The sequence below is a fragment of the Legionella sp. W10-070 genome, assembly GCF_900640175.1.
GTDB lineage: Bacteria > Pseudomonadota > Gammaproteobacteria > Legionellales > Legionellaceae > Tatlockia.
The window spans coordinates 1-20000 of the sequence record NZ_CAAAJC010000032.1 but is presented as its reverse complement, the minus strand read 5'-3'; the positions used below and the strand labels follow the sequence as shown (position 1 = coordinate 20000).

The following is a 20000-nucleotide window of genomic DNA, read 5'->3' as shown; positions in this document are numbered from 1 at the left end:
ACAAAGAATGGTTTGCTCTGTTAAATTCTCAGGAATTTCTCCTTTCTGAAAACGCTCAATGAACGCTTGATGAGCCATTTCAGCCTGTGTTTTATCATGAAAGCGCTCAATCAATTCTTTCGCCAGACCAATTTTGACATCACGAGGATTTAAGCCTTCTGTTACCGCTTTTTTTAAAGAATTAATTTCTTTTGCTGATTTAAAACTTAATAGATCAATATATCGCCACATTAATTCATCAGAGACAGACATTATCTTGCCAAACATCATTTCAGCAGGCTCATCAATACCAACATAGTTATTTAATGATTTAGACATTTTCTTTATTCCGTCTAGTCCCTCAATTAAAGGCATCATCATAATAACCTGAGGCTCTTGGCCATAATGCTTTTGTAGCTCTCGGCCCATCAGCAGATTAAACTTTTGATCTGTTCCTCCAATTTCCACATCTGCTTTTAGCACTACTGAATCATATCCTTGAATAAGGGGGTATAGGAACTCATGAATCGCAATAGGCTGGCCGGAGTTATAGCGCTTATTGAAATCATCCCTTTCCAACATCCTGGCTACTGTATGAGTGGCTGCCAGGCGAATTAAATCTACCGCACTTAAATTTCCCAACCATTCTGAATTAAATGCAATAGTGGTTTTTTCCGGGTCAAGAATTTTAAATACCTGTTGTTGGTAAGTCTTGGCATTTTCAAGCACCGCTTCCTGACTAAGCGGCATGCGAGTTACATTTTTACCCGTTGGGTCACCTATCATTGCAGTAAAATCACCAATTAAAAAGATAACCTTGTGTCCAAACGATTGAAATTGACGCAACTTATTAAGAAGTACCGTATGCCCCAAGTGCAAATCAGGAGCAGTTGGGTCAAAACCCGCCTTGATTGTTAAGGGTTGTTCTTTTTGTAATTTTTTTACTAATTCCTGCTCAGGGAGTACCTCTTCGCAACCGCGCTTTATCTCGGCATATACTGACTCTTCGATTATCATGACAACAAAACCTTACTTTTAATGATTGACCTAACATCTTACAGCGAGTATCTTAGCCCGGTTATTCTATTCCCGCTAGATTAGAGAATAGCATCAGAATAGATTCGAGTTTAAAGGCTTCACTGTGGTTTATGACTAGTTGTGGCTGTTCATCAATCAGAGGATTGGGTTGAAGTACCTTAACTAAATGGTCAGAACCAGAAGATGACTGTAAAGTTTACTGTAACATTTAATCGATAAAAAGCAGGAGTAGTGACAATTGATTTAATCGCACGAATAAAATTGTCTTCCTAACTTTAAATGTATGGCGGTTTTAATCGTGAGACAATCCTGGCTATGGGCTTTTAAGATTAATGACAGCATTCTCGAGGATGACAATAGTAAAGGCGAAACATGGATCAACAACCCAATGTCTCATTAGAAAATTCAGCTAAGCCATCCAAATTCATGGCTTTAATCGCGTTGGTGATTGCCAGTGCTTTGCCCTTTATTTTAGTAAAATCTTTTTCGCATAAACATAAAACGCATTCTCCTTTCCAGCAATCAGCAGCTGAGGCCCCCAAATTAACCGCACCACCTGTCTTGCCTAAAAATCAACAATTGACCAGAGAGCGAAACGCTTCTTCCCCGGAGAGCCTCAACGTAAACGTAACAGACAAAGTCACTCCCGACCTTATGCAGCAGCCAAAGCCCGCTGGAATCATTGCCACATCCCAATTACCAGAACAAAAAACATCGCCATTGGAGAAAAAGATACCCGGCCGCGAGTGGAAAACTGTCAAAACACAAAGCGGTGACTCATTGGCTATCCTGTTTAAGCGCTTAGGCTTGAGTGCTCAAAATTTGCAAACCATTATGCAAGATATCCCCCAAACTAAAGCGCTGACCAATTTAAAGCCCAATCAACAGCTGCAGTTGCTGATTAAACAGCAAACCTTGGAGAAAATGATTGTTCCCTTTACCAGCATGCAAAATCTTGTTATTTATCGCGAAGCAGATCACTATAAAAGTAAAATTAATTCACGAAAAATGGATAGCCATAATCATTATGTAACAGCAACCATCCAAGGCTCTCTTTATGGTACCGCTAAACGTAATAATATCCCTAATAAACTTATCCAACAAATGACAGAAATCTTTACCTGGGATATTAATTTTGCAAAAGATGTACGGGCTGGCGATCGCTTTACTATCATTTACAAGGCATTTTATATTGATGATAAACTGGTCGGGACTGGTGATATTGTTGCGGTAAGCTATAAAAACCGCGAACGAACTTATCAGGCCATCCATTATACCAATAAAGCCGGTCATTCAGAATATTACAGTCCGGAGGGAACCAGTTTAAAGAAAGCCTTTGACCGATATCCGCTTCGTTTTAGTCATATCAGTTCAACATTTAGCCTTGGCAGATACCACCCCATTCTCCACTATAAGAGAGCACACAAAGGAGTAGACTTGGCGGCGCCAATTGGCACCCCTATCCGGGCAACAGGCAGCGGCCGCATTGAGATTATTGGCCGCCAAAGCGGTTATGGAAATATGATAAAGATAAACCATAATAATACTTATAGTACTGTTTATGGTCATATGCTGCGATTTCAGAAAGGATTAGCGAAAGGTGACCTGGTGAAGCGGGGGGAAATAATTGGTTATGTTGGACAAACAGGCTTAGCCACTGGCCCTCATTGCCATTATGAATTTCATATCAACCGACAACCCAAGAATCCTACTACCGTTAGTTTACCAAGAGGCTTCCCAATTCCGGTTAAAGAGATGGTCGCTTTCAAAGCCAATGCGGCCACGCTTTTATCACAACTCAAATTGTTTGAGGAAGCACGCCTGGCAAAACGCTAATCTGGATTCAACGGCGTTATTGGCGTTATTTAAATAGGTAATGACAAATGATTACGCTGGCAATCACACCGGCTAAATCAGCCAGCAATCCAGCAGGAATAGCATACCTGGTTTTTTTTATACCCACCGCCCCAAAATAAACTGCAACGACATAAAAAGTAGTTTCTGTACTGCCCATCATTGTAGCTGCGGTTTTGGAGATTAGAGAATCTCCACCATGTTCATGAATTAATTCAGCCATTATTCCCGTCGAAGCACTACCTGAAAAAGGTCTTATCAAGGCTAAAGGCAATAACTCCGCTGGCATTCCCAATGCTGACAATACCGGAGCAAGCAAGCTGTTTACAAGCTCAAAAAAACCTGAGGCGCGCAACATCCCTATCGCCACGATCATGGCAATCAAATAAGGGACGATGCTGATTGCCGTTTCAAATCCTTGTTTTGCCCCGGTAACAAATACATCAAAGACATTGATTTTCTTAAAAACACCGTATAACGGGATACCTACGACAAACGTCAGAAAAATCCAGTTTGAAAGTTGATTAGCGAAACCGATCATAATATCACCCCTTGATACGATAAGCAGGCAGTTTGGCTAATTTTTTAACTGCAATAATCGCTACCGCTGTGGAAACCAGGGTTGCAGCCAGTGCACTAAAAATTACGTTTCCAGGATGCATGCTGCCGTTTGCAGCAAGAAAAGCAATTGCTGTGGCCGGTATTAATTGAACACTGGAGGTGTTAATGGCCAGAAAGGTGCACATCGCATTACTTGCTTCCTGAGCATTATTATTAAGGCGCTGCAACTCTTTCATCGCTTGCAGTCCAAAAGGTGTTGCGGCGTTTGCAAGCCCCAACATGTTGGCTGCAATATTTAAAACCATTGCCCCCATGGCAGGATCTTCAACAGGAACATCAGGAAACAGTGGGCGCATAACTGGTTTTAAGGCACGGGCAAAACGCTCTACCAGGCCAGATTCTGAGGCGATCCTCATGATTCCCAACCATAGCGCCATGATGCCGGATAAGGCCAAAGCAATTTCAAATCCAAGCTTCGCAGAATCAGTAACCGCATGAACAACCTGATCAATACGTCCCTGAATAACCCCAACGATTACCGAAAGGAAAAGCATCGAAAGCCAAATTATATTAAGCATTCTTGTACCCCAAGAGCAATGCAGGTTAAAATAGGATTTCTCTTCAATAAAAAAGAAAATGAATCGATTTCATTATCCCGTAAAAACCATGAAACAAGTAATTTATTTCATTTGTTTCACTCTCTTGCTGCTTAACTCAGTAGCCAACGCCAATGTCCACCCGAAACAACAGCAGACTGAGGAAACAATTTCCAAACTATACCACAGATTACAGGACATCCCGAACTTGGACATGGCTGCTCGTCTTGACACTATTAGCGCTCAGTTTTTAGGCAGAGCATACCTTTTAGGCGCCTTGGGAGAAGGTGTTAAAGCCCGCTTTGATCAAGCTCCCAGGTATCGAGTGGATGCCTTTGACTGTGATACCTATGTTACAACGGTGCTTGCTCTGGCACTAGCCAATAATCCAAAAGAATTTAAACAGTGTTTGGCCAAAATTCGTTACAAGGATGGCCGGGTCACATACACCAGCCGAAATCATTTTACTTCTATTGATTGGAATAAAAACAATCAAGCCCAGGGATTTATCAAGGATATTACAGAGACTTTCAAAGACAGGAATAACAACCCTGTATCAATCACAGCAAGCACATTAATTGACAAGCCTTCCTGGTATGCGCATCATACAATAAAAAATATACGCCTGATTTCTCAAAATGAAGAAGAACGCTCAAAACGGCTACAGGAGCTACAAACCCGGGGAGCTAACCTGCCCAAAACAATATCGCAAGTCCCCTACATTCCATTTACCGCCCTGTTTGATAAAAATGGCCAGGCCAACCGGCATTTATTTGCTCAAATACCCAACGCAGCGATTATTGAGATAGTCCGTCCTGATTGGAATTTACGTAAAGTAATTGGTACCAACTTGAATATCTCTCATTTAGGTTTTGCCTTTTGGAGAAACGGCGTTCTTCTTTTCAGAGAAGCCTCTTCCACTTATGGCCGGGTAGTGGATGTACCACTGATTGATTACCTGCATGAAATGCGTAATAGCCCTACAATCAAGGGGATTAACGTGCAAATTGTTATCCCGCAGCAGCCACTGCCCGAAGGGTGCAAAGCTATATGAGACAATAAGTGCCAATGGCAATAGTTCTATTGTACGGTAAGTTATAAAATTCAATATTCAGATTTGCAGAATAATTACGCATCAGGAAAGCAAACAGTTTCTCTTGCCAATGAAACATTAAGGTCTTTTTACCTTTTGATGCCATGATATTAGGGATTTCTACCAAATAAGTCGCGGTATCAACGTTCACTTCAAAGGACAAGAAATGTCGCTTATTCAGTATCTCCAGTGCCCGTGGAATAGACACAATATCCATAAAACCGTAATGCAGAGTGAGCCGATAAATTTTTGAAGCCAACTCAGTCAACTCAAACCTGAAGTCTTCAGCAACATAGGGTTTATTTTCAACTACATAATTTACTATCAGGATGTTTTCAGGAACCGCAAGGCTTAATTTCAAAAAATGAAGGAAGCTCCCCCCGCTTTGATCATAGGGGTCAGTAATAAAAATCCCGGTAATGCCAGGCAGCTGATTTAGTGCTTTATAGCGAAGTTGCTTAATAATTTTGGTAATATCTTCCTTTTGCATATAGAAGCAGGTTCGCAAAAACTGCATGCCATTATTCCAGGTAAACATGATGATAGCGACTATCAACGCGAATAGGACTGGAACCCAACCACCCGTTAAAAATTTAAATGAATTAGCACCCAAAAAAGTCAAATCAACAAAAAAGAAAAGACTAAAAATACCAATCACCTGAAGCAGAGGCCAATGCCAGACTTTTCTGGCAGCATAAGCCACCATAACCGTCACCAATAGCATGTCCAGGTTAACAGCAATTCCGTAAGCATGAGCCATACCGCTGGAGTTTTTAAAGGTGAAAATAAGAATCAAAGTTCCGATAAGCAGAAAAAAATTAACCTGAGGAACATAAATTTGCCCAGCCCGCTCCGTTGAGGTCTGAATAATTGGCAGTCTGGGGTAAAGTCCCAGTAAGACCGCCTGTTTAGTGATAGAGAATGTTGCAGAGATGACGGCTTGTGAAGCAATCACCGTCGCGGTGGTCGAGAGTATCAGTAAAGGGATAAAGAACCAGGTTGGGGCAAGCAGATAAAAAGGATTTGTAATTGCCTCAGGATGTTGCAGGAGATTTGCGCCCTGGCCAAAATAATTTAATAACAGACCAGGTAAGGCAACAAAAAACCAACTGTAGCGAATTGGACTCTTGCCAAAGTGACCAATATCTGCATAAAGCGCCTCTCCGCCTGTGACTACCAGAAAAACCCCGCCCAGTAGGAAATAACCTTTCAATCCATTCGTATGTAAAAAATCAAAAGCATAATAAGGATGAACGGCCCCAAGTACTATCGGATTTTGCATAATTCCAATGAGGCCCAAGGCACCAATGGTAATAAACCACAGTAAAATAATAGGGCCAAATGCTTTGCCTATTTTACCTGTCCCTTTGGATTGGCTTACGAAAAGTATAAATAAAATAGTGCAGGACAGCGGCACAATAAGTTGCTTAAATTTGGGGGAAATGGTCTCCAGCCCCTCAATGGCAGAAGTTACGGAAATAGCCGGTGTCAACATCCCATCACCAATAATCAGTCCGGCACCAAAAATAGCTAACAGGTAAAAAAGATGCTCATGCTTTGTTTTTTTCTGCTTCAATAAAGCCAGCAGAGCAAGAATTCCCCCTTCTCCCTCATTATCGGCACGAAACACAAAGATCAGGTATTTGATGGAAATAACGATGATTAATGACCAAAAAATTAATGACAAAACCCCTAAAACATCAACGATGTTAATCGGCAGATCACTTAGTGTCTCACGGATAGCATAAAGAGGGCTGGTGCCGATATCTCCATAAACGACCCCCAATGCTCCCAATGACAATGGAAAAGAAAAGTGTGGCTTGTCTCTCATGAGAAGCTAATTTTTATCAATCATTGATTCAATCACTACTATAACTAAAACGAGGAGCATTGCGTAGTGTTTTATAAATTATTTCCCCCTTGCTTCCGTCCGTATTGTTGCAATTTCATGAAAACATTAACTGTTGATTGCGAAATAAATATGGATGCTTAATAATGGAAAAATTCATTAATGTAAGGAGTCGGAATGGTTTGCAAAAGCCCTGGTAGGCATTTGGCCTTTATCAGCTTTTTGTCTTTGGCGTTAAGTGGTTGTTATCATCCTCCTTATAATAATTTTAAGCCCTATCACCGCGTCTATGTAACAACCCCCCAAGGTGCAGTTGCTGGTACGGCCGCAATGGCACTGGCAGGCGGCCCCATCCTGGCAGGTACAGTGGCTGGGGCTGCCGTTGGTGCAGGGGTTGGGCTTTACAAAGATAGCAAACGGGCAGTCATTAACGAACTGCAGCAACGTGAGATTCAGTACATCGAATATGGCGATACGGTAACGCTTGTTGTTCCTACTGATCGCTATTTTATGTTTAACAGTCCAAGATTCAACCAGCTTTGCTTTGCCGGTTTAGCTGATATGATTAAATTAATTAAAATGTTCCCCCCCTGTCCAATCTATGTGGCCGGCTTTACCAATGATGTTGGCTCTCGCTACCATAAGAAAAAACTGACGCAAGCCCAGGCAGAAGCGATGCTTACCTTCCTATGGGCAAATAATATCGCTGCCCAACGATTAAATGCCGAGGGTTATGGTGATAAGCATCCGGTCTCTGATAACAAGCTCATTCATGGCAGTGCTCAAAATCGCCGCCTGGAGATTCAATTATTTTATAACTGTGCGGTTGCCCAAGCCCCCCGGCCTGTGCCACTCGTAGGGTATATAAAGTAAGCTTCAGGCGGTTGCTAACTGATTAGGTGTAATAATAATGAAGTCCAGATTCATTGGTGGTGTTCTGTTAATCGTAGGTACGTCTATTGGCGGAGGAATGCTGGCTTTGCCAGTGGCAAACGCGGCAACAGGTTTTTGGCAGTCTTCCTTTTTTCTATTGCTTTGCTGGGCAGCCATGACATTGGGCGCTTTCTTTATATTAGAAGCAAATCTATACCTGCCACCCGGTAAACATATGGTTTCCATGGCTGCATCCACCCTGGGAAATCCAGGACTTGTTATTGCCTGGTTAAGTTATATTTTCTTACTGTATACCCTGCTCTCTGCCTACATTTCCGGAGGGGCTGATGTTTTTGGCAGTTTATTTGGCCACCTGGGCATTGAATTGAATGAATGGCAGACCAGTACCCTATTTACTCTTCTTTTCGGGCTTGTGGTTTACGGCGGGATTCGTCGGGTAGATTTATTAAATCGCGGGCTTATGTTTGGCAAATTAGCTGCTTATTTCATCCTGGTAGTGTTCATTGCCCCCCATATTAAAATGGATCATTTTCAAGGCGGTGATTATCACTATATTGTGGGTACGGTCATGATCCTGATTACCTCTTTTGGCTTTGCGATTATTGTTCCCAATTTACGTGATTACTTTAATGACGATATTAAGGCGTTAAAAAAGGTCGTTCTTATCGGCTCACTGATTCCCCTGCTCTGTTATCTGGCATGGGATGCCGTCATTATTGGCAGCCTGCCAACAGAAGGGAAAAAAGGCCTGGCAGCCTTAATGCAGGATGAACATCCCACAAGTGCGCTGGCGATTATCCTGTCAGAAACCGTCCAAAACACGGTAATTAACTCTCTTTTTAATTTCTTTACTTCTATCTGCATGCTTACGGCCTTTTTGGGAGTGGCACTTTGTCTAATCAGCTTTTTGGCAGATGGGCTTAACATGAAGCAACGTGGATATCAGGGATTGGGCTTATTTTTATTGACCTTCCTGCCTCCTCTTCTTATTGTCATTTACTATCCGGGGGCTTATATTCACGCCTTAAACTATGCCGGCATTTTTTGTGTCATTTTGCTGTTACTCTTGCCAGCATTAATGACTGTTTATGGCAGGAAAAAATTTCTCCCAAGGTATTTAGTCCCTGGAGGAAAAATATCTCAATGGCTCGTGATTCTCTTTTCTCTTGTGTTATTGTTAAATGCGGGTTGGCAATTACTTAAATAACTATGTATTCTAGAGTCTATAGCTCAGAAAGCTGAAAATAGTTGGCGATAAAGGGCATGATTAACAGGGCGTTTTTCTTGGGTGATGAGCCTCGAACATTGCGTATTATTAAAAGTGAAACCCTGGATTAGTACCGTTTCCATTTAATTTTGACAGGTTGTCTTGTGCAAATTGTTCTGTTTCTTGTCATCCCCGCGAAGGCGGGGATCCATGCAGGATATAGCACGGAGCGCCTTAAAAATGGATTCCCGCCTTTGCGGGAATGACAAACAACCTGTCAAAATTAAATGGAAACGGTACTAGAAAAGTCGCACAGCTAATCGCCCTTGGGGATAAATAACAAGGCTATTGACACTGGGAGGCCTTGTAACTTATCATTTTGTTTAATTTTTATGCTAAACGGACATACCTGTGCCTTCTTCAAAATTTATTGGCGGTATTTTGCTTATTGTTGGCACCTCTATAGGTGGCGGGATGCTTGCCTTACCTGTGTCAACCGCAGAAGTTGGTTTTAGTAACTCCATTTTGTTTTTGGTTTTTTGCTGGCTGGTAATGACGATAGGAGCCTTGTTGATCCTTGAGGTAAATTTACGCTTGCCTTCAGGAAGCAATATGGTTTCCATGGCCAAGCTAACCTTGGGGATGCCAGGACAAATTATTGCCTGGATTACCTATCTCTTCCTTCTTTATACCTTGCTGGCAGCTTATATTTCAGGAGGAAGCGATGTGTTAAACGGCATATTGCTAAAAGCGCACATCAAGTTGCCCAGCAGCTATACCTCTCTCCTGTTTACCCTGATCTTCAGTCTGGTGGTCTATGCAGGTATTCGTGCCGTTGATTATGTAAATCGTGGTCTGATGTTTGGTAAACTGGGCGTATACCTCTTGTTAGTCATTGTAATCAGTCCCCACATTAACATAGCAAGTCTCAGCGGAGGGTCGTTAAAAGCGATAACTGGTAGCCTGATGATTTTAGTGACCTCCTTTGGTTTCGCATCCATAGTACCCAGTTTACGTGAATATTTTAACGATGATATTAAAACCCTACGCAAAGTCATCCTGTTTGGCTCTTTAATTCCTTTAACCTGCTATATCCTATGGGATGCTGTCATCATGGGAGTAGTCCAACGGGAGGGAAGTAACGGACTAATTGCTTTAATGACCACTGAACATGCGACCAGTGGCTTGACCGATGCATTATCCGGCGCCGTTCACAACCAATGGATAACCGGCTTTTTCAGCTTTTTCACTTCTATTTGCATGGTAACTGCTTTCCTGGGTGTGTCAATTGGTTTATTTGACTTCCTGGCTGACGGTTTAACATTAAAAAAATCAGGTCTTCAGGGGAAATGGACCTTGGCCTTAACCTTCGTCCCTCCCTTGGCTGTGGTTTTGGTTAATCCTGGCATTTATCTGCATGCCTTAAGCTATGCAGGCGTTTGTTGCGTCATTCTGCTATTGCTTTTACCTGCCATAATGACCTGGCGTGTTCGAAAAATCGAGCCTGATGGCGGTATTTGCCTGGTTCCAGGAGGCAATTTAAGCTTGGGCTTAATCACATTAACCGCTCTCTTTTTATTAGCTATTGCCCTTTGACGATAATCATCTTAAGCTCGCCAATCAACCGCATCAACGGCCAAAAGCGAGGACAAAGCCTGATACTTATTTGAAATGTGCCGCCATTTTTCTCGCTAAATTACTATTTAGTAAATCCTCAAGTTTCAGGGCATCTACCCAATAAGTTTGCAGGGCAAGAAGAGCTTTGTATCCTAATTCCAGATTATTTGCCAATAATTGTTCAAATAATTTGATAAACTTTCCTTCCGGATTTTGCGGAGCCCTCACCGGAACAGAGGCTTCCTGCATCATTTTTTCAAACATATAATTAAAATCACTGGCAATCATCTTGGGTACTGGCAAATTACCATCAAAAACACGGTGATCGGCACTAATTGAAACAGGCAGCATGTCTTGCGGCTCAAAAGTTTGCGTCTTTTGATTCCAAACTGGCTTACGCTCTACTTCCAATAAAGTAAATTTTATCGCTTCATTACTTCGCAATGGTGATTTAGCCTGTGCATAACCACAAAATCCAATATTGCTGACCGATACAACTGAATTCCCCGGCATAGGGTAATCATAATAGTCATTAACAAATTCATATAAGGCATCGTTTATAAGCTCTCTGAGAAAAGGGTGCTCCTTTTCCAGCTGCTCTCGTTTTTTGAAACAAAAGACCATCATTTTGATGATATTTCTAATATTAAGAGCCAGTTGCTGCACAGTTAACTGATGGCAATTTTCAAAAACGATAGTTCCTATGTGATCCTGGCAATCAGGTAATTTAATGATAAGCCCAACATAGGCTTCTTTACTATGGTAAAATTTTTTATGGTTTAGAAAGGAACGAAAAGCATCATGCTCACTTAGTTCCTTACTAATCGCCTGCATCATTAACGTGGTTAGTGTTTCCGGGGGAAATCGTTTATTAAAGAAATCCAGACAAGTCACATTAATATTAAACTGACCCACCATCGTCGGATCACTGGGATTGCCCCATTGAGTCATAAATACCTTACGAATAGGCGTCATTTCCACTTCATAATTTGATTGGGAGTAGTGCTGTATTCTTGGGAAAAGCTCCTCACCTACCTTCATGAAGAAAAGCCAGTTTTCACTGGGCGTTAAATCGATTTTAGCCAACTGCTGAGTATGCTTGTCATTTAATGAACGCAAAAAATCCAGCGCCCCATCGATACCTAACAAACTTGATATCGATAACATGTATTTATATTGTAAAAATATATTGGTTAAAAGCTGCTTTTCCAGAAATTCAAGCTTCTCACGGACAAGGTTAATATCAGGCAGGCCAATATCCCGGTAAAGATCAGCTTCACAGACATGGCGGTGTTCGTCATCAATAATTGTGGTGAAGACTTCAGGAGCAATATCCGCACGCTGAAAACTCTTAAAAATCTCTTCAATCCACCCTTCGCCAATTAAATTCAGTAAGACAACTGCCACCTTTGGGCATTCTTCGTGGCGAATAAAATTACACAATATTTCTATATTGTCATTGTATGCCGGCGGTAACGCATGTGGTTCGCATAGCAAATAGACAATTTTGGTAAACACCAGGCCATGAAAAATTTCATCCAGCAACTGCATGCGCATGCGTTGCTTATGTTCAGGTGTTGACATTTTATCTTCGAACTTCAATGGAACCTGAATTGCGAGAACCTCTAGTTGGGCAAGCATTGAAAAAGCATAGATATAAAGCAACTTATCATGCTTTAATTTAAAGGGAAGGCCTTGTTTGAACAGCTTGGCCATCCGCTCCTTTATGAGCGTCTTTTCCTCCGTTGAAATTTGGTTCCAACCTTCTAAAATCCATTGTTCGGATCCCCATGATGGCCTGAGCAATTCGCTAAGTTCGTTCACTTCTCTAATCCAACCACTAATCAAGTTGCCTGAATCATAACTACTGCAGGCAGACAGCGTCAACTACAACTGCAGATACTGCAAGACGAAATCATCAGACTATATAGCTGTTTTAATTTCCTCTCAGACATTGTCTTGTTGCAAATAAAATAACGGGAAAACCATCTGCGAAGGATTATACCAAGCATTCATTGTCATTTCTTGCCACTCAATCTGGCATTAAAGTTTTTCTTTTAGATTGGAAATCTTATCCGCACTGTCTTTAAACATCTCACGCAAATCTTCAAGGCTATCATGGTTAATCTGCAAAAATTCCTCATTAGATAAATCATCGGCAATGACCATATTCACCAAGGTTTGCAGGCTGTTTACAGCTCTATCAACCTCATTTGCCAATGTCAGTAAACGCTCCTTTTGTTCCTGAGAAGACTCTGCGTCAAGTGATATAGCATGAAGTTTGGCACTAATCTCCGCCTGCAGTCCTTTCAGCTTCTGTTCCAGACGCAATATATTGCCTTGTAAATCTTTATCTACCGCTTCTAAAAAAGTAGACTCTGTATGGGCTTCGTCATTCATTGGTATTCCTTATTTGAAAGGTTACTATAAGCCTAGCGTATTGATTATATATTTCGCCAGGTAGATAAAACAGTGGTATAATTGCATTTTTTAAGTACAAAAATAAAGTCTATGTTATTGCATTATCTCTTTATTATGGGTATTTGTGTAGAAGCAATTACCGGGGCTATCGCAGCAGGCCGAAAGAAAATGGACTTCTTTGGAGTAATGCTAATCGCCTGTATCGCTGCTTTGGGTGGAGGAACTGTCCGCGATGTGCTGTTTAATACTCATCCCCTGACTTGGGTAGCCCACCCGGAATACCTTCTTTATACTTCAGGCTGCGCCTTCTTAACAATTTTTATTGCCCATTCCCTGGCACGAATTATGAAAATATTTCTAATCCTTGATGCCTTGGGATTGTCTGCCTTCGTTATCATCGGCACTCAAAAAATTCTCGCCAGTGGTTTATCGCCTAGTATTGCCGTGCTCAGCGGCATGATAACAGGAATTTGTGGCGGCATGTTACGCGATATACTTTGCAATGATATCCCTCTGGTTCTTCGTAAAGAATTATATGCGGTTATCGCCTTGGCCGGAGCCTTATTATTTATTTTGTTAACTCATCTCCATGTACCCAAGAATATCAATGTCTTAGTTACTTTAATTACTATTTTCCTGACTCGGGTAATGGCCATAACCTTTCATATCGAAATGCCAAAATTTGACTATGCTAACAGCCTGCGCAAGCGACGACAGAAGTAGCAAAATAGCAGGCACTAGGCTAAGGGCCAGCGCGCCCTCACTTCCACGGCCAGCTCCTTATCTTGCTCGCCTTGAAGCAAATGCAGGCAGCCAGCATAAGCCACCATTGCACCGTTATCGGTACAGTATTCCGGACGTGGAAAATAAACCTCTCCCCCCATCTCCTTGACTAATTGAACCAATGCCGTCCTTAACGCCCGGTTAGCACCTACTCCGCCTGCCACCACCAAACGGTTGATACCAACTTGCTTGATTGCCCGTCTACATTTGATTACCAAAGTATCTACAATGGCCGCTTGAAATGCTTTTGCCACAGCGACTCGGGTATCATCATCCTTTACACTGTTGTTCCAGACTGTTAGCGCATGGGTTTTAAGCCCGCTAAAGCTGAAATCAAGGCCGGGTCTGTCAGTCATCGGACGTGGAAATGCAGGAAGCTCTCTTCGATCGGCAAGGGTTTCATCAGCAAGAGCGGCTAAAATAGCCCCCCCTGGATAGGGCAATCCCATTAACTTCGCTGTTTTGTCAAATGCTTCCCCCACCGCATCATCCAGGGTTTCACCTATTAAATGATATTCTCCTAAAGCCCGTGCCTCAATAAGTTGGGTATGGCCGCCTGAAACCAATAAGGCCAGAAAAGGAAAATCAAGCCGCTGCGAATCAAGTTTGGCAGCCAGCAAATGAGCTTCAAGGTGATGGATGCCTATTGCCGGGACATTAAGACCCAAGGCCAGCCCTTTCGCGAAACAAGCACCCGTTAACAAGGCTCCAACCAGTCCTGGTCCAGCCGTATAGGCCACAGCATCAATCTCTTCTTTACCGATACTCGCCTGCCTTAAGGCTTCATCCATCAAAGGAACGATATATTTCACATGATCGCGTGAAGCCAATTCTGGCACAACACCCCCATAACGTTGATGGGTAGCAATCTGTGAGTGAAGAGCGTGTGCCAACAACCCCTTCTCAGAATCATAGATTGCTATACCTGTTTCATCACACGATGACTCAATACCTAATACACGCATTACTTAAATCTCTGACTTCTGTTCACCGGTTTTTCTACAATAGGAAACAAATCATTAACACCCCCAGCCACGATAAACTATACTTTCTAACAAAGGAATCTTCAGGGATAATGATAATTAAAGAATTTGCTTTATTCACATTACGAAAGCGACAAGTTTCAAATGATACTAGCATAATGTCAATCGTTTCATGGAATTCTGCCCACATTAAACTTGACGATTACCTTAACTGGCACTAGAATTGCCAACCTATATGTTAAATTAAACCAGAGGAAACAATTAATGCCTACCGTTCGTGTGAAAGAAGGCGAAAATCCTGAATATGCACTACGTCGTTTCAAACGCTCCTGTGAGAAAGCAGGGATATTAACCGAGTTACGCCGCCGTGAATTTTATGAGAAGCCAACTGCTGAGCGTAAACGTAAGCAAGCTGCAGCTGTGAAACGTCATCTTAAGAAAATTTCCCGTGATTTATCTGCTCGTCGTAATGTCAAGCGTAGACGCAAATAATCATGATGACCATTAAAGAGCGTATCAATGCTGACTTAAAAGATGCTATGCGTGCCAGAGATAAAATGAAACTGGACACGCTACGTCTTGTTACCGCTGCAATCAAGCAGGTTGAGGTAGACGAGCGCATTGAAGTTGATGATGAACGCATGCTGGTTATTCTTGATAAGCTTGCCAAACAGCGTAAAGAATCAATTGCTCAATTTGAAGCAGCCGCCCGGAATGATTTAGTCGCCCAGGAACAGTTTGAGCTGGATGTAATCAATCAATATTTGCCTGAACCGCTCTCTGAAGCTGAAGTAACAACCCTGATAGCGGATGCCATTACCGAGGTAAAGGCCGAGAAGATGAGCGATATGGGTAAAATTATGGCCATCTTGAAACCTCAACTGCAAGGACGGGCTGATATGAGTAAAGTCAGTGCAATGGTAAAAGCCAAACTGAGCTAACCATACCATGTCTGGCTTAATTCCACAGCCATTCATTGATGAACTGCTTAACCAAACTGATATCGTTGAGCTCATCGACAGTTATGTCCCCTTGAAGAAAAGTGGCAGCGGTTTTGTTGCCTGTTGTCCTTTTCACAATGAAAAGACCCCTTCGTTTAACGTTATCGCGAAAAAGCAATTTTATTATTGTTTTGGCTGCGGTGCCAGCGGTAATGCCATCAGCTTTGCCATGAATTATTTTAATCAAGGCTTTGTCGAGGCAATAGAAACCTTGGCTTCCCGATTAGGCTTGTCCGTGCCTCGAGAAGGGAATACCGATAAGAATCAACAATCCGTCAGTTTATACCAATTACTGGAGCAGGTCAGTCAACTTTATCAGCGAACACTGAAATCCCAAGGCCAGGCAGCAATTAATTACCTGCGCCAGCGAGGAATGAGCGGGGAAATTGCTAAACGCTATCAGCTAGGCTATGCACCAGCGGGGTGGCAAAATCTCGAAGCATCATTTAAACGCTATAAAAATGAATTGATTGCAACAGGTATGCTGATTCAAAAGGATGGCAAGACCTATGACCGCTATCGACATCGCATTATGTTCCCCATTCATGATCGGCACGGACGTATTATCGGGTTCGGCGGAAGGGCCATTGATGCAACACAGAAACCTAAATACCTAAACTCACCGGAAACGGTTCTCTTTCAAAAAAGCCGCGAACTATATGGGCTACATCAGATTTTGCAAGAACATAAATCGATTCATACGATCCTGATCGTAGAAGGTTACATGGACGTCATCGCATTAGCACAACATGGCATTAACAACGCCGTTGCAACGTTAGGTACTGCAACAAGTATCTATCATATACAATTACTAGGTAAGTATGCCAAACAATTAATCTTTTGCTTTGATGGCGATACTGCTGGCCGACAAGCCGCCTTTAGAGCATTGGAAGCCTGCCTGCCTCAGGTTAATACCGGACTTGATGCCCGTTTCATCTTTTTACCTGAAGCCCATGATCCTGACAGCCTCGTTCGTGAAGAAGGCAGCGTCAATTTTAATGAGCGACTGCAGAAGGCCACTCCGCTTAACCAATTCCTTCTTGATACTCTTTCCAAAGAAATCGACCTCTCTACCCTTTCAGGAAAAAGCCAACTGGTTAATGCTGCCAAACCGTACCTGTTCAAAATGCAAGAAGGCTCCTATACCCAGTTACTGCTGGACGAGCTGGCACGCTTAACCCACATAGAGAGCCACCGCCTTAGACAGCTTATTCATGATAAACCCAGCAAAAAAATACAAAACGTCACTAAAACAATCGCCCGTTCCCCTATCCGCCTTGCAATTGCTATACTTATACAGAACCCTGAAATTTATGCGGCTTGCAAAAACCAGGTCAATCCTGACTTGCTGGATGGAAAAGGACAGGAAATTTTACAAAAACTGCTTCATCAGCTTGCACAAACACAGGAAGCGAATACAGCAACCCTAATTGAAAAATGGCGAAATACATCACTATTTGTACCGCTTGTTAAGTTAGCCGGCTGGGAACATCAAGTGCCGGAACAAGCGTTAGCAAAAGAGTTTGTGGACATTATTTTATTTTTGCAAAAACAGAACTTGGAAAATAAAATAAACCGATACATTGCAAAATCGCGTAATGAGGGCTTAACTATAACAGAAAAACTTTCATTGCAAGAAATGCTAAGACAAAGGCATCAAATAATGGATGATAAAAAATAATGCAAAATATACTGGCATGTTTATTATTGCAGGTTTATAATCAAAACCTTTTTGTAGCTTTAACCTCACCTATAAGCGCCTATGACCATGAATGATCAAGAACAACAACACTCGCAAATCACAAAAGTCATCAGATTAGGTAAAGAACAGAATTACCTCACTTATGCTCAGATCAATGATTTGTTACCTAACATTGTTGATACAGAACACTTTGATGTTATTATTTCCATGCTCGAGGGCATGACTATTAAGGTATTCGAGGTTCCTCCAAGTGAAGACGAACTGGCACTACTCGGAAATACTGCAGAGGCGCCTGACGCAGATGATGTTGAAGAAGCAGCAGCTGTCCTTGCTTCTGTAGATAAAGAAACAGGGCGTACAACTGACCCGGTGCGCATGTACATGCGTGAAATGGGTACGGTTGAGCTATTAACACGCGAAGGTGAAATTCGGATAGCCAAACGAATTGAAGAAGGGATCTATCAGGTTCTTAAGTCACTCGCACATTATCCCGAAACTGTCCAGTTAGTTTTAGAAGATTACGACCGTGTATTAACTGAAGAGATGCGCTTAAGTGAAATCATCAGTGGCTTTTCTGATGTTGACGAGGAAGCACCCCCAGCCAGTATTGGTTCCATGCTTGAAGAATCACAACAGGACGCACTTGTTGCCGAATCAGCTTCTGTTGAAGAAGGTGAGGATGAGGATGGAGAAGGTGGTGGTATCAGTGATGCTGAAGAAGGGCCAAACCCAGAACAAGCGCAAATTTATTTTGATGAACTCAGAGAGAATTTTCATAAGGCGATGGATGCCCTAAAAAAATATGGTCGCACAGCAGCTAAAACTGTCGAACTGCTGGAGATCATGTCCGATTCATTCCTTAAGTTAAAATTAACTTCAAGACAGGTAGATCGCCTCACGCGCCACTTTCGCCAGTTGCGTAACCATATTCGCGAATTTGAACGCAGTGTAATGCGCCTTTGCATAGAAAAGGCACGAATTCCCCGTAAGCTATTTATTGACACATTCCCCGGTCAGGAAACGGATGCAACCTGGTTGAAAACCCTGGTCAGTAAACATGCAAAAAAACTGGACCTCACTCGCATTGATGAATATCAGGAAGAAATCCAAAGTCTGCAAGCTAAGTTGGCATCTTTTGAAGAGGAATTTGGTTTAAGTATCAGCGAAATTAAAGACATCAATCGAAAGATGTCTATTGGCGAAGCAAAAGCAAGAAGAGCCAAAAAAGAAATGGTTGAAGCCAATTTGCGTTTAGTGATTTCTATTGCAAAAAAATATACCAATCGTGGCTTACAATTCCTTGATTTAATCCAGGAAGGTAACATTGGCCTGATGAAAGCGGTCGACAAATTTGAATATCGCCGTGGTTATAAATTTTCCACTTATGCAACCTGGTGGATTCGCCAAGCCATAACCCGTTCAATTGCTGATCAGGCACGTACCATTCGTATCCCGGTTCATATGATTGAGACAATTAACAAACTCAACCGTATTTCACGTCAGATTTTACAGGAAACAGGACGGGAAGCTACACCTGAAGAATTAGCAGAAAAAATGGATATGAGCGAAGATAAAATACATAAGGTATTAAAGATCGCTAAAGAACCTATTTCCATGGAAACACCCGTTGGTGATGATGATGACTCTCATCTGGGTGATTTTATTGAGGATAGTAACATCGAATCGCCCATTGACCGGGCGACTGCTGAAGGCTTACGTGAAGCAACGTTAGAAATTCTTGAAACGCTAACCCCGCGCGAAGCCAAAGTATTGCGCATGCGTTTTGGTATTGAAATGAATACCGACCATACGCTGGAAGAAGTTGGCAAGCAATTTGATGTCACACGAGAAAGAATCCGTCAGATTGAAGCCAAAGCACTACGCAAACTACGTCACCCATCCCGTTCAGAGAAGCTCCGCAGCTTCCTGGAAGGTGATGAAAGTTAAGCTATGCAACGACTCAGGCAGGTTCAACCAGCGATGGTTGAATCTGTAAAACAATAGCCAAGTAAGTATGAAGGTGGCTAAGAATCTTAACTAAAAATAAAAATTTTTCTGGTAAAAATTTCTTATAGCCATTACAATTGCATCTCTTCGGGCCCATAGCTCAGTTGGTTAGAGCAGCGGACTCATAATCCGTTGGTCCTAGGTTCAAGTCCTAGTGGGCCCACCAATAAAATCAAGTAGTTAAGAGTAGTTCCAAAAATTTGAAGACCTCTGAGGGGCACTGATGGGGCACTCAGAAATAATAAATACCAACTCATAACGATAATAAACAGTGATTGGCTCTTCCCCAAATCCGGGGGCACTAATCAAGAACACAAGGCTCTTCCCCAAATCCGGGGGCACTAATCAAGAACACAAAACTTTAACCCTTAACCTATAGTTTTCAAAATTTCTAAATCCGTAGGCACGACGCTGA

At 42.2% G+C, this 20000-nt stretch carries 17 protein-coding genes and 1 tRNA gene (1 of these 18 running past the window's edge); 11 read left to right on the top strand and 7 right to left on the bottom strand.

The features are described from left to right. Positions 1–996: the 5' portion of a tyrosine--tRNA ligase gene (gene tyrS / locus E1O65_RS11390; RefSeq protein WP_133133727.1), read on the bottom strand. Its footprint begins 210 nt before the window's first position; only the first 996 of its 1206 coding nucleotides appear in the window; the start codon lies at positions 994–996; its stop codon lies off the left edge, out of view. A gap of 393 nt (positions 997–1389) precedes the next feature. Here tyrS and E1O65_RS11385 point away from each other — a divergent pair, with 393 nt between their 5' ends. After that, complete coding sequence (locus E1O65_RS11385; RefSeq protein ID WP_133133726.1) at positions 1390–2853, top strand: peptidoglycan DD-metalloendopeptidase family protein; 1464 nt, start codon at positions 1390–1392, stop codon at positions 2851–2853. A 25-nt stretch (positions 2854–2878) separates the two neighbouring features. On the opposite strand, the gene E1O65_RS11380 is transcribed toward E1O65_RS11385, so the two are convergent. Together E1O65_RS11380 and E1O65_RS11375 are read right to left on the bottom strand one after the other, a co-directional pair. Then, on the bottom strand, positions 2879–3412 hold the full coding sequence (locus E1O65_RS11380) for a spore maturation protein (RefSeq protein WP_133133725.1): 534 nt from the start codon (positions 3410–3412) through the stop codon (positions 2879–2881). Between the two features lie 4 nt (positions 3413–3416). Next, complete coding sequence (locus E1O65_RS11375) at positions 3417–4010, bottom strand: nucleoside recognition domain-containing protein (protein WP_133133724.1); 594 nt, start codon at positions 4008–4010, stop codon at positions 3417–3419. An 88-nt stretch (positions 4011–4098) separates the two neighbouring features. Here E1O65_RS11375 and E1O65_RS11370 point away from each other — a divergent pair, with 88 nt between their 5' ends. Further along, positions 4099–5082 carry an N-acetylmuramoyl-L-alanine amidase-like domain-containing protein gene (locus tag E1O65_RS11370; RefSeq protein WP_242601597.1) on the top strand — a complete coding sequence of 328 codons (984 nt, stop codon included), beginning with the start codon at positions 4099–4101 and terminating at the stop codon, positions 5080–5082. Here E1O65_RS11370 and E1O65_RS11365 read toward each other — a convergent pair. Next, the gene (locus E1O65_RS11365; protein WP_133133722.1) at positions 5075–6952 is read right to left on the bottom strand and encodes a KUP/HAK/KT family potassium transporter; all 1878 of its coding nucleotides are present in this window, start codon (positions 6950–6952) and stop codon (positions 5075–5077) included. The genes E1O65_RS11370 and E1O65_RS11365 overlap by 8 nt on opposite strands. A 195-nt stretch (positions 6953–7147) precedes the next feature. On the opposite strand from E1O65_RS11365, the gene cmpA reads away from it, so the two are divergent. The 3 genes from cmpA to E1O65_RS11350 all read left to right on the top strand — a co-directional run bounded on the left by cmpA (position 7148) and on the right by E1O65_RS11350 (position 10667). Further along, entirely contained in the window at positions 7148–7843 is a 696-nt protein-coding gene (gene cmpA / locus E1O65_RS11360; RefSeq protein WP_133133721.1) for a C-OmpA-like family protein CmpA, read from the top strand. A 37-nt stretch (positions 7844–7880) separates the two neighbouring features. After that, complete coding sequence (locus E1O65_RS11355; RefSeq protein ID WP_133133720.1) at positions 7881–9071, top strand: aromatic amino acid transport family protein; 1191 nt, start codon at positions 7881–7883, stop codon at positions 9069–9071. A gap of 411 nt (positions 9072–9482) precedes the next feature. Next, positions 9483–10667, top strand: a complete 1185-nt coding sequence (locus E1O65_RS11350) for an aromatic amino acid transport family protein (protein WP_133133719.1) — start codon at positions 9483–9485, stop codon at positions 10665–10667. Positions 10668–10733: 66 nt separating this feature from the next. Here E1O65_RS11350 and E1O65_RS11345 read toward each other — a convergent pair whose 3' ends face one another. Together E1O65_RS11345 and E1O65_RS11340 are read right to left on the bottom strand one after the other, a co-directional pair. Beyond that, positions 10734–12512 (bottom strand): 2-oxo acid dehydrogenase subunit E2, encoded by a 1779-nt coding sequence (locus E1O65_RS11345; protein ID WP_133133718.1) that lies wholly within the window; start codon positions 12510–12512, stop codon positions 10734–10736. Positions 12513–12731: 219 nt separating this feature from the next. Continuing rightward, positions 12732–13088 carry a hypothetical protein gene (locus E1O65_RS11340; protein WP_133133717.1) on the bottom strand — a complete coding sequence of 119 codons (357 nt, stop codon included), beginning with the start codon at positions 13086–13088 and terminating at the stop codon, positions 12732–12734. 111 nt (positions 13089–13199) lie between these two features. On the opposite strand from E1O65_RS11340, the gene E1O65_RS11335 reads away from it, so the two are divergent. After that, positions 13200–13832: a trimeric intracellular cation channel family protein gene (locus tag E1O65_RS11335; protein ID WP_133133716.1), complete on the top strand. Its 633-nt coding sequence runs from the start codon at positions 13200–13202 to the stop codon at positions 13830–13832. A 14-nt stretch (positions 13833–13846) separates the two neighbouring features. On the opposite strand, the gene tsaD is transcribed toward E1O65_RS11335, so the two are convergent. After that, positions 13847–14857, bottom strand: coding sequence for a tRNA (adenosine(37)-N6)-threonylcarbamoyltransferase complex transferase subunit TsaD (gene tsaD, locus E1O65_RS11330; protein WP_133133715.1), 1011 nt, complete (start codon positions 14855–14857; stop codon positions 13847–13849). 282 nt (positions 14858–15139) lie between these two features. On the opposite strand from tsaD, the gene rpsU reads away from it, so the two are divergent. The 5 genes from rpsU to E1O65_RS11305 all read left to right on the top strand — a co-directional run bounded on the left by rpsU (position 15140) and on the right by E1O65_RS11305 (position 19751). Then, entirely contained in the window at positions 15140–15367 is a 228-nt protein-coding gene (gene rpsU, locus E1O65_RS11325; protein ID WP_133133714.1) for a 30S ribosomal protein S21, read from the top strand. A gap of 2 nt (positions 15368–15369) precedes the next feature. After that, complete coding sequence (locus E1O65_RS11320; protein ID WP_347400072.1) at positions 15370–15816, top strand: GatB/YqeY domain-containing protein; 447 nt, start codon at positions 15370–15372, stop codon at positions 15814–15816. A 7-nt stretch (positions 15817–15823) separates the two neighbouring features. Further along, complete coding sequence (gene dnaG / locus E1O65_RS11315; protein WP_133133713.1) at positions 15824–17557, top strand: DNA primase; 1734 nt, start codon at positions 15824–15826, stop codon at positions 17555–17557. Positions 17558–17638: 81 nt separating this feature from the next. Further along, positions 17639–19525 carry an RNA polymerase sigma factor RpoD gene (gene rpoD, locus E1O65_RS11310; RefSeq protein ID WP_133133712.1) on the top strand — a complete coding sequence of 629 codons (1887 nt, stop codon included), beginning with the start codon at positions 17639–17641 and terminating at the stop codon, positions 19523–19525. Positions 19526–19674: 149 nt separating this feature from the next. Further along, positions 19675–19751: transfer RNA gene (locus E1O65_RS11305), tRNA-Ile, on the top strand. The last annotated feature ends 249 nt before the right edge of the window (positions 19752–20000 follow it).

What these genes read in the sequence shown, in the direction of transcription:
- E1O65_RS11380 (WP_133133725.1), bottom strand. Translation starts at nt 3,412, where the DNA reads ATGATCGGTTTCGCTAATCAACTTTCAAACTGGATTTTTCTGACGTTT.
- dnaG (WP_133133713.1), top strand. Translation starts at nt 15,824, where the DNA reads ATGTCTGGCTTAATTCCACAGCCATTCATTGATGAACTGCTTAACCAA.
- cmpA (WP_133133721.1), top strand. Translation starts at nt 7,148, where the DNA reads ATGGTTTGCAAAAGCCCTGGTAGGCATTTGGCCTTTATCAGCTTTTTG.
- E1O65_RS11335 (WP_133133716.1), top strand. Translation starts at nt 13,200, where the DNA reads ATGTTATTGCATTATCTCTTTATTATGGGTATTTGTGTAGAAGCAATT.
- rpsU (WP_133133714.1), top strand. Translation starts at nt 15,140, where the DNA reads ATGCCTACCGTTCGTGTGAAAGAAGGCGAAAATCCTGAATATGCACTA.
- tsaD (WP_133133715.1), bottom strand. Translation starts at nt 14,857, where the DNA reads ATGCGTGTATTAGGTATTGAGTCATCGTGTGATGAAACAGGTATAGCA.
- E1O65_RS11385 (WP_133133726.1), top strand. Translation starts at nt 1,390, where the DNA reads ATGGATCAACAACCCAATGTCTCATTAGAAAATTCAGCTAAGCCATCC.
- E1O65_RS11355 (WP_133133720.1), top strand. Translation starts at nt 7,881, where the DNA reads ATGAAGTCCAGATTCATTGGTGGTGTTCTGTTAATCGTAGGTACGTCT.
- E1O65_RS11370 (WP_242601597.1), top strand. Translation starts at nt 4,099, where the DNA reads ATGAAACAAGTAATTTATTTCATTTGTTTCACTCTCTTGCTGCTTAAC.
- E1O65_RS11375 (WP_133133724.1), bottom strand. Translation starts at nt 4,010, where the DNA reads ATGCTTAATATAATTTGGCTTTCGATGCTTTTCCTTTCGGTAATCGTT.
- E1O65_RS11340 (WP_133133717.1), bottom strand. Translation starts at nt 13,088, where the DNA reads ATGAATGACGAAGCCCATACAGAGTCTACTTTTTTAGAAGCGGTAGAT.
- rpoD (WP_133133712.1), top strand. Translation starts at nt 17,639, where the DNA reads ATGACCATGAATGATCAAGAACAACAACACTCGCAAATCACAAAAGTC.
- E1O65_RS11365 (WP_133133722.1), bottom strand. Translation starts at nt 6,952, where the DNA reads ATGAGAGACAAGCCACACTTTTCTTTTCCATTGTCATTGGGAGCATTG.
- E1O65_RS11320 (WP_347400072.1), top strand. Translation starts at nt 15,370, where the DNA reads ATGATGACCATTAAAGAGCGTATCAATGCTGACTTAAAAGATGCTATG.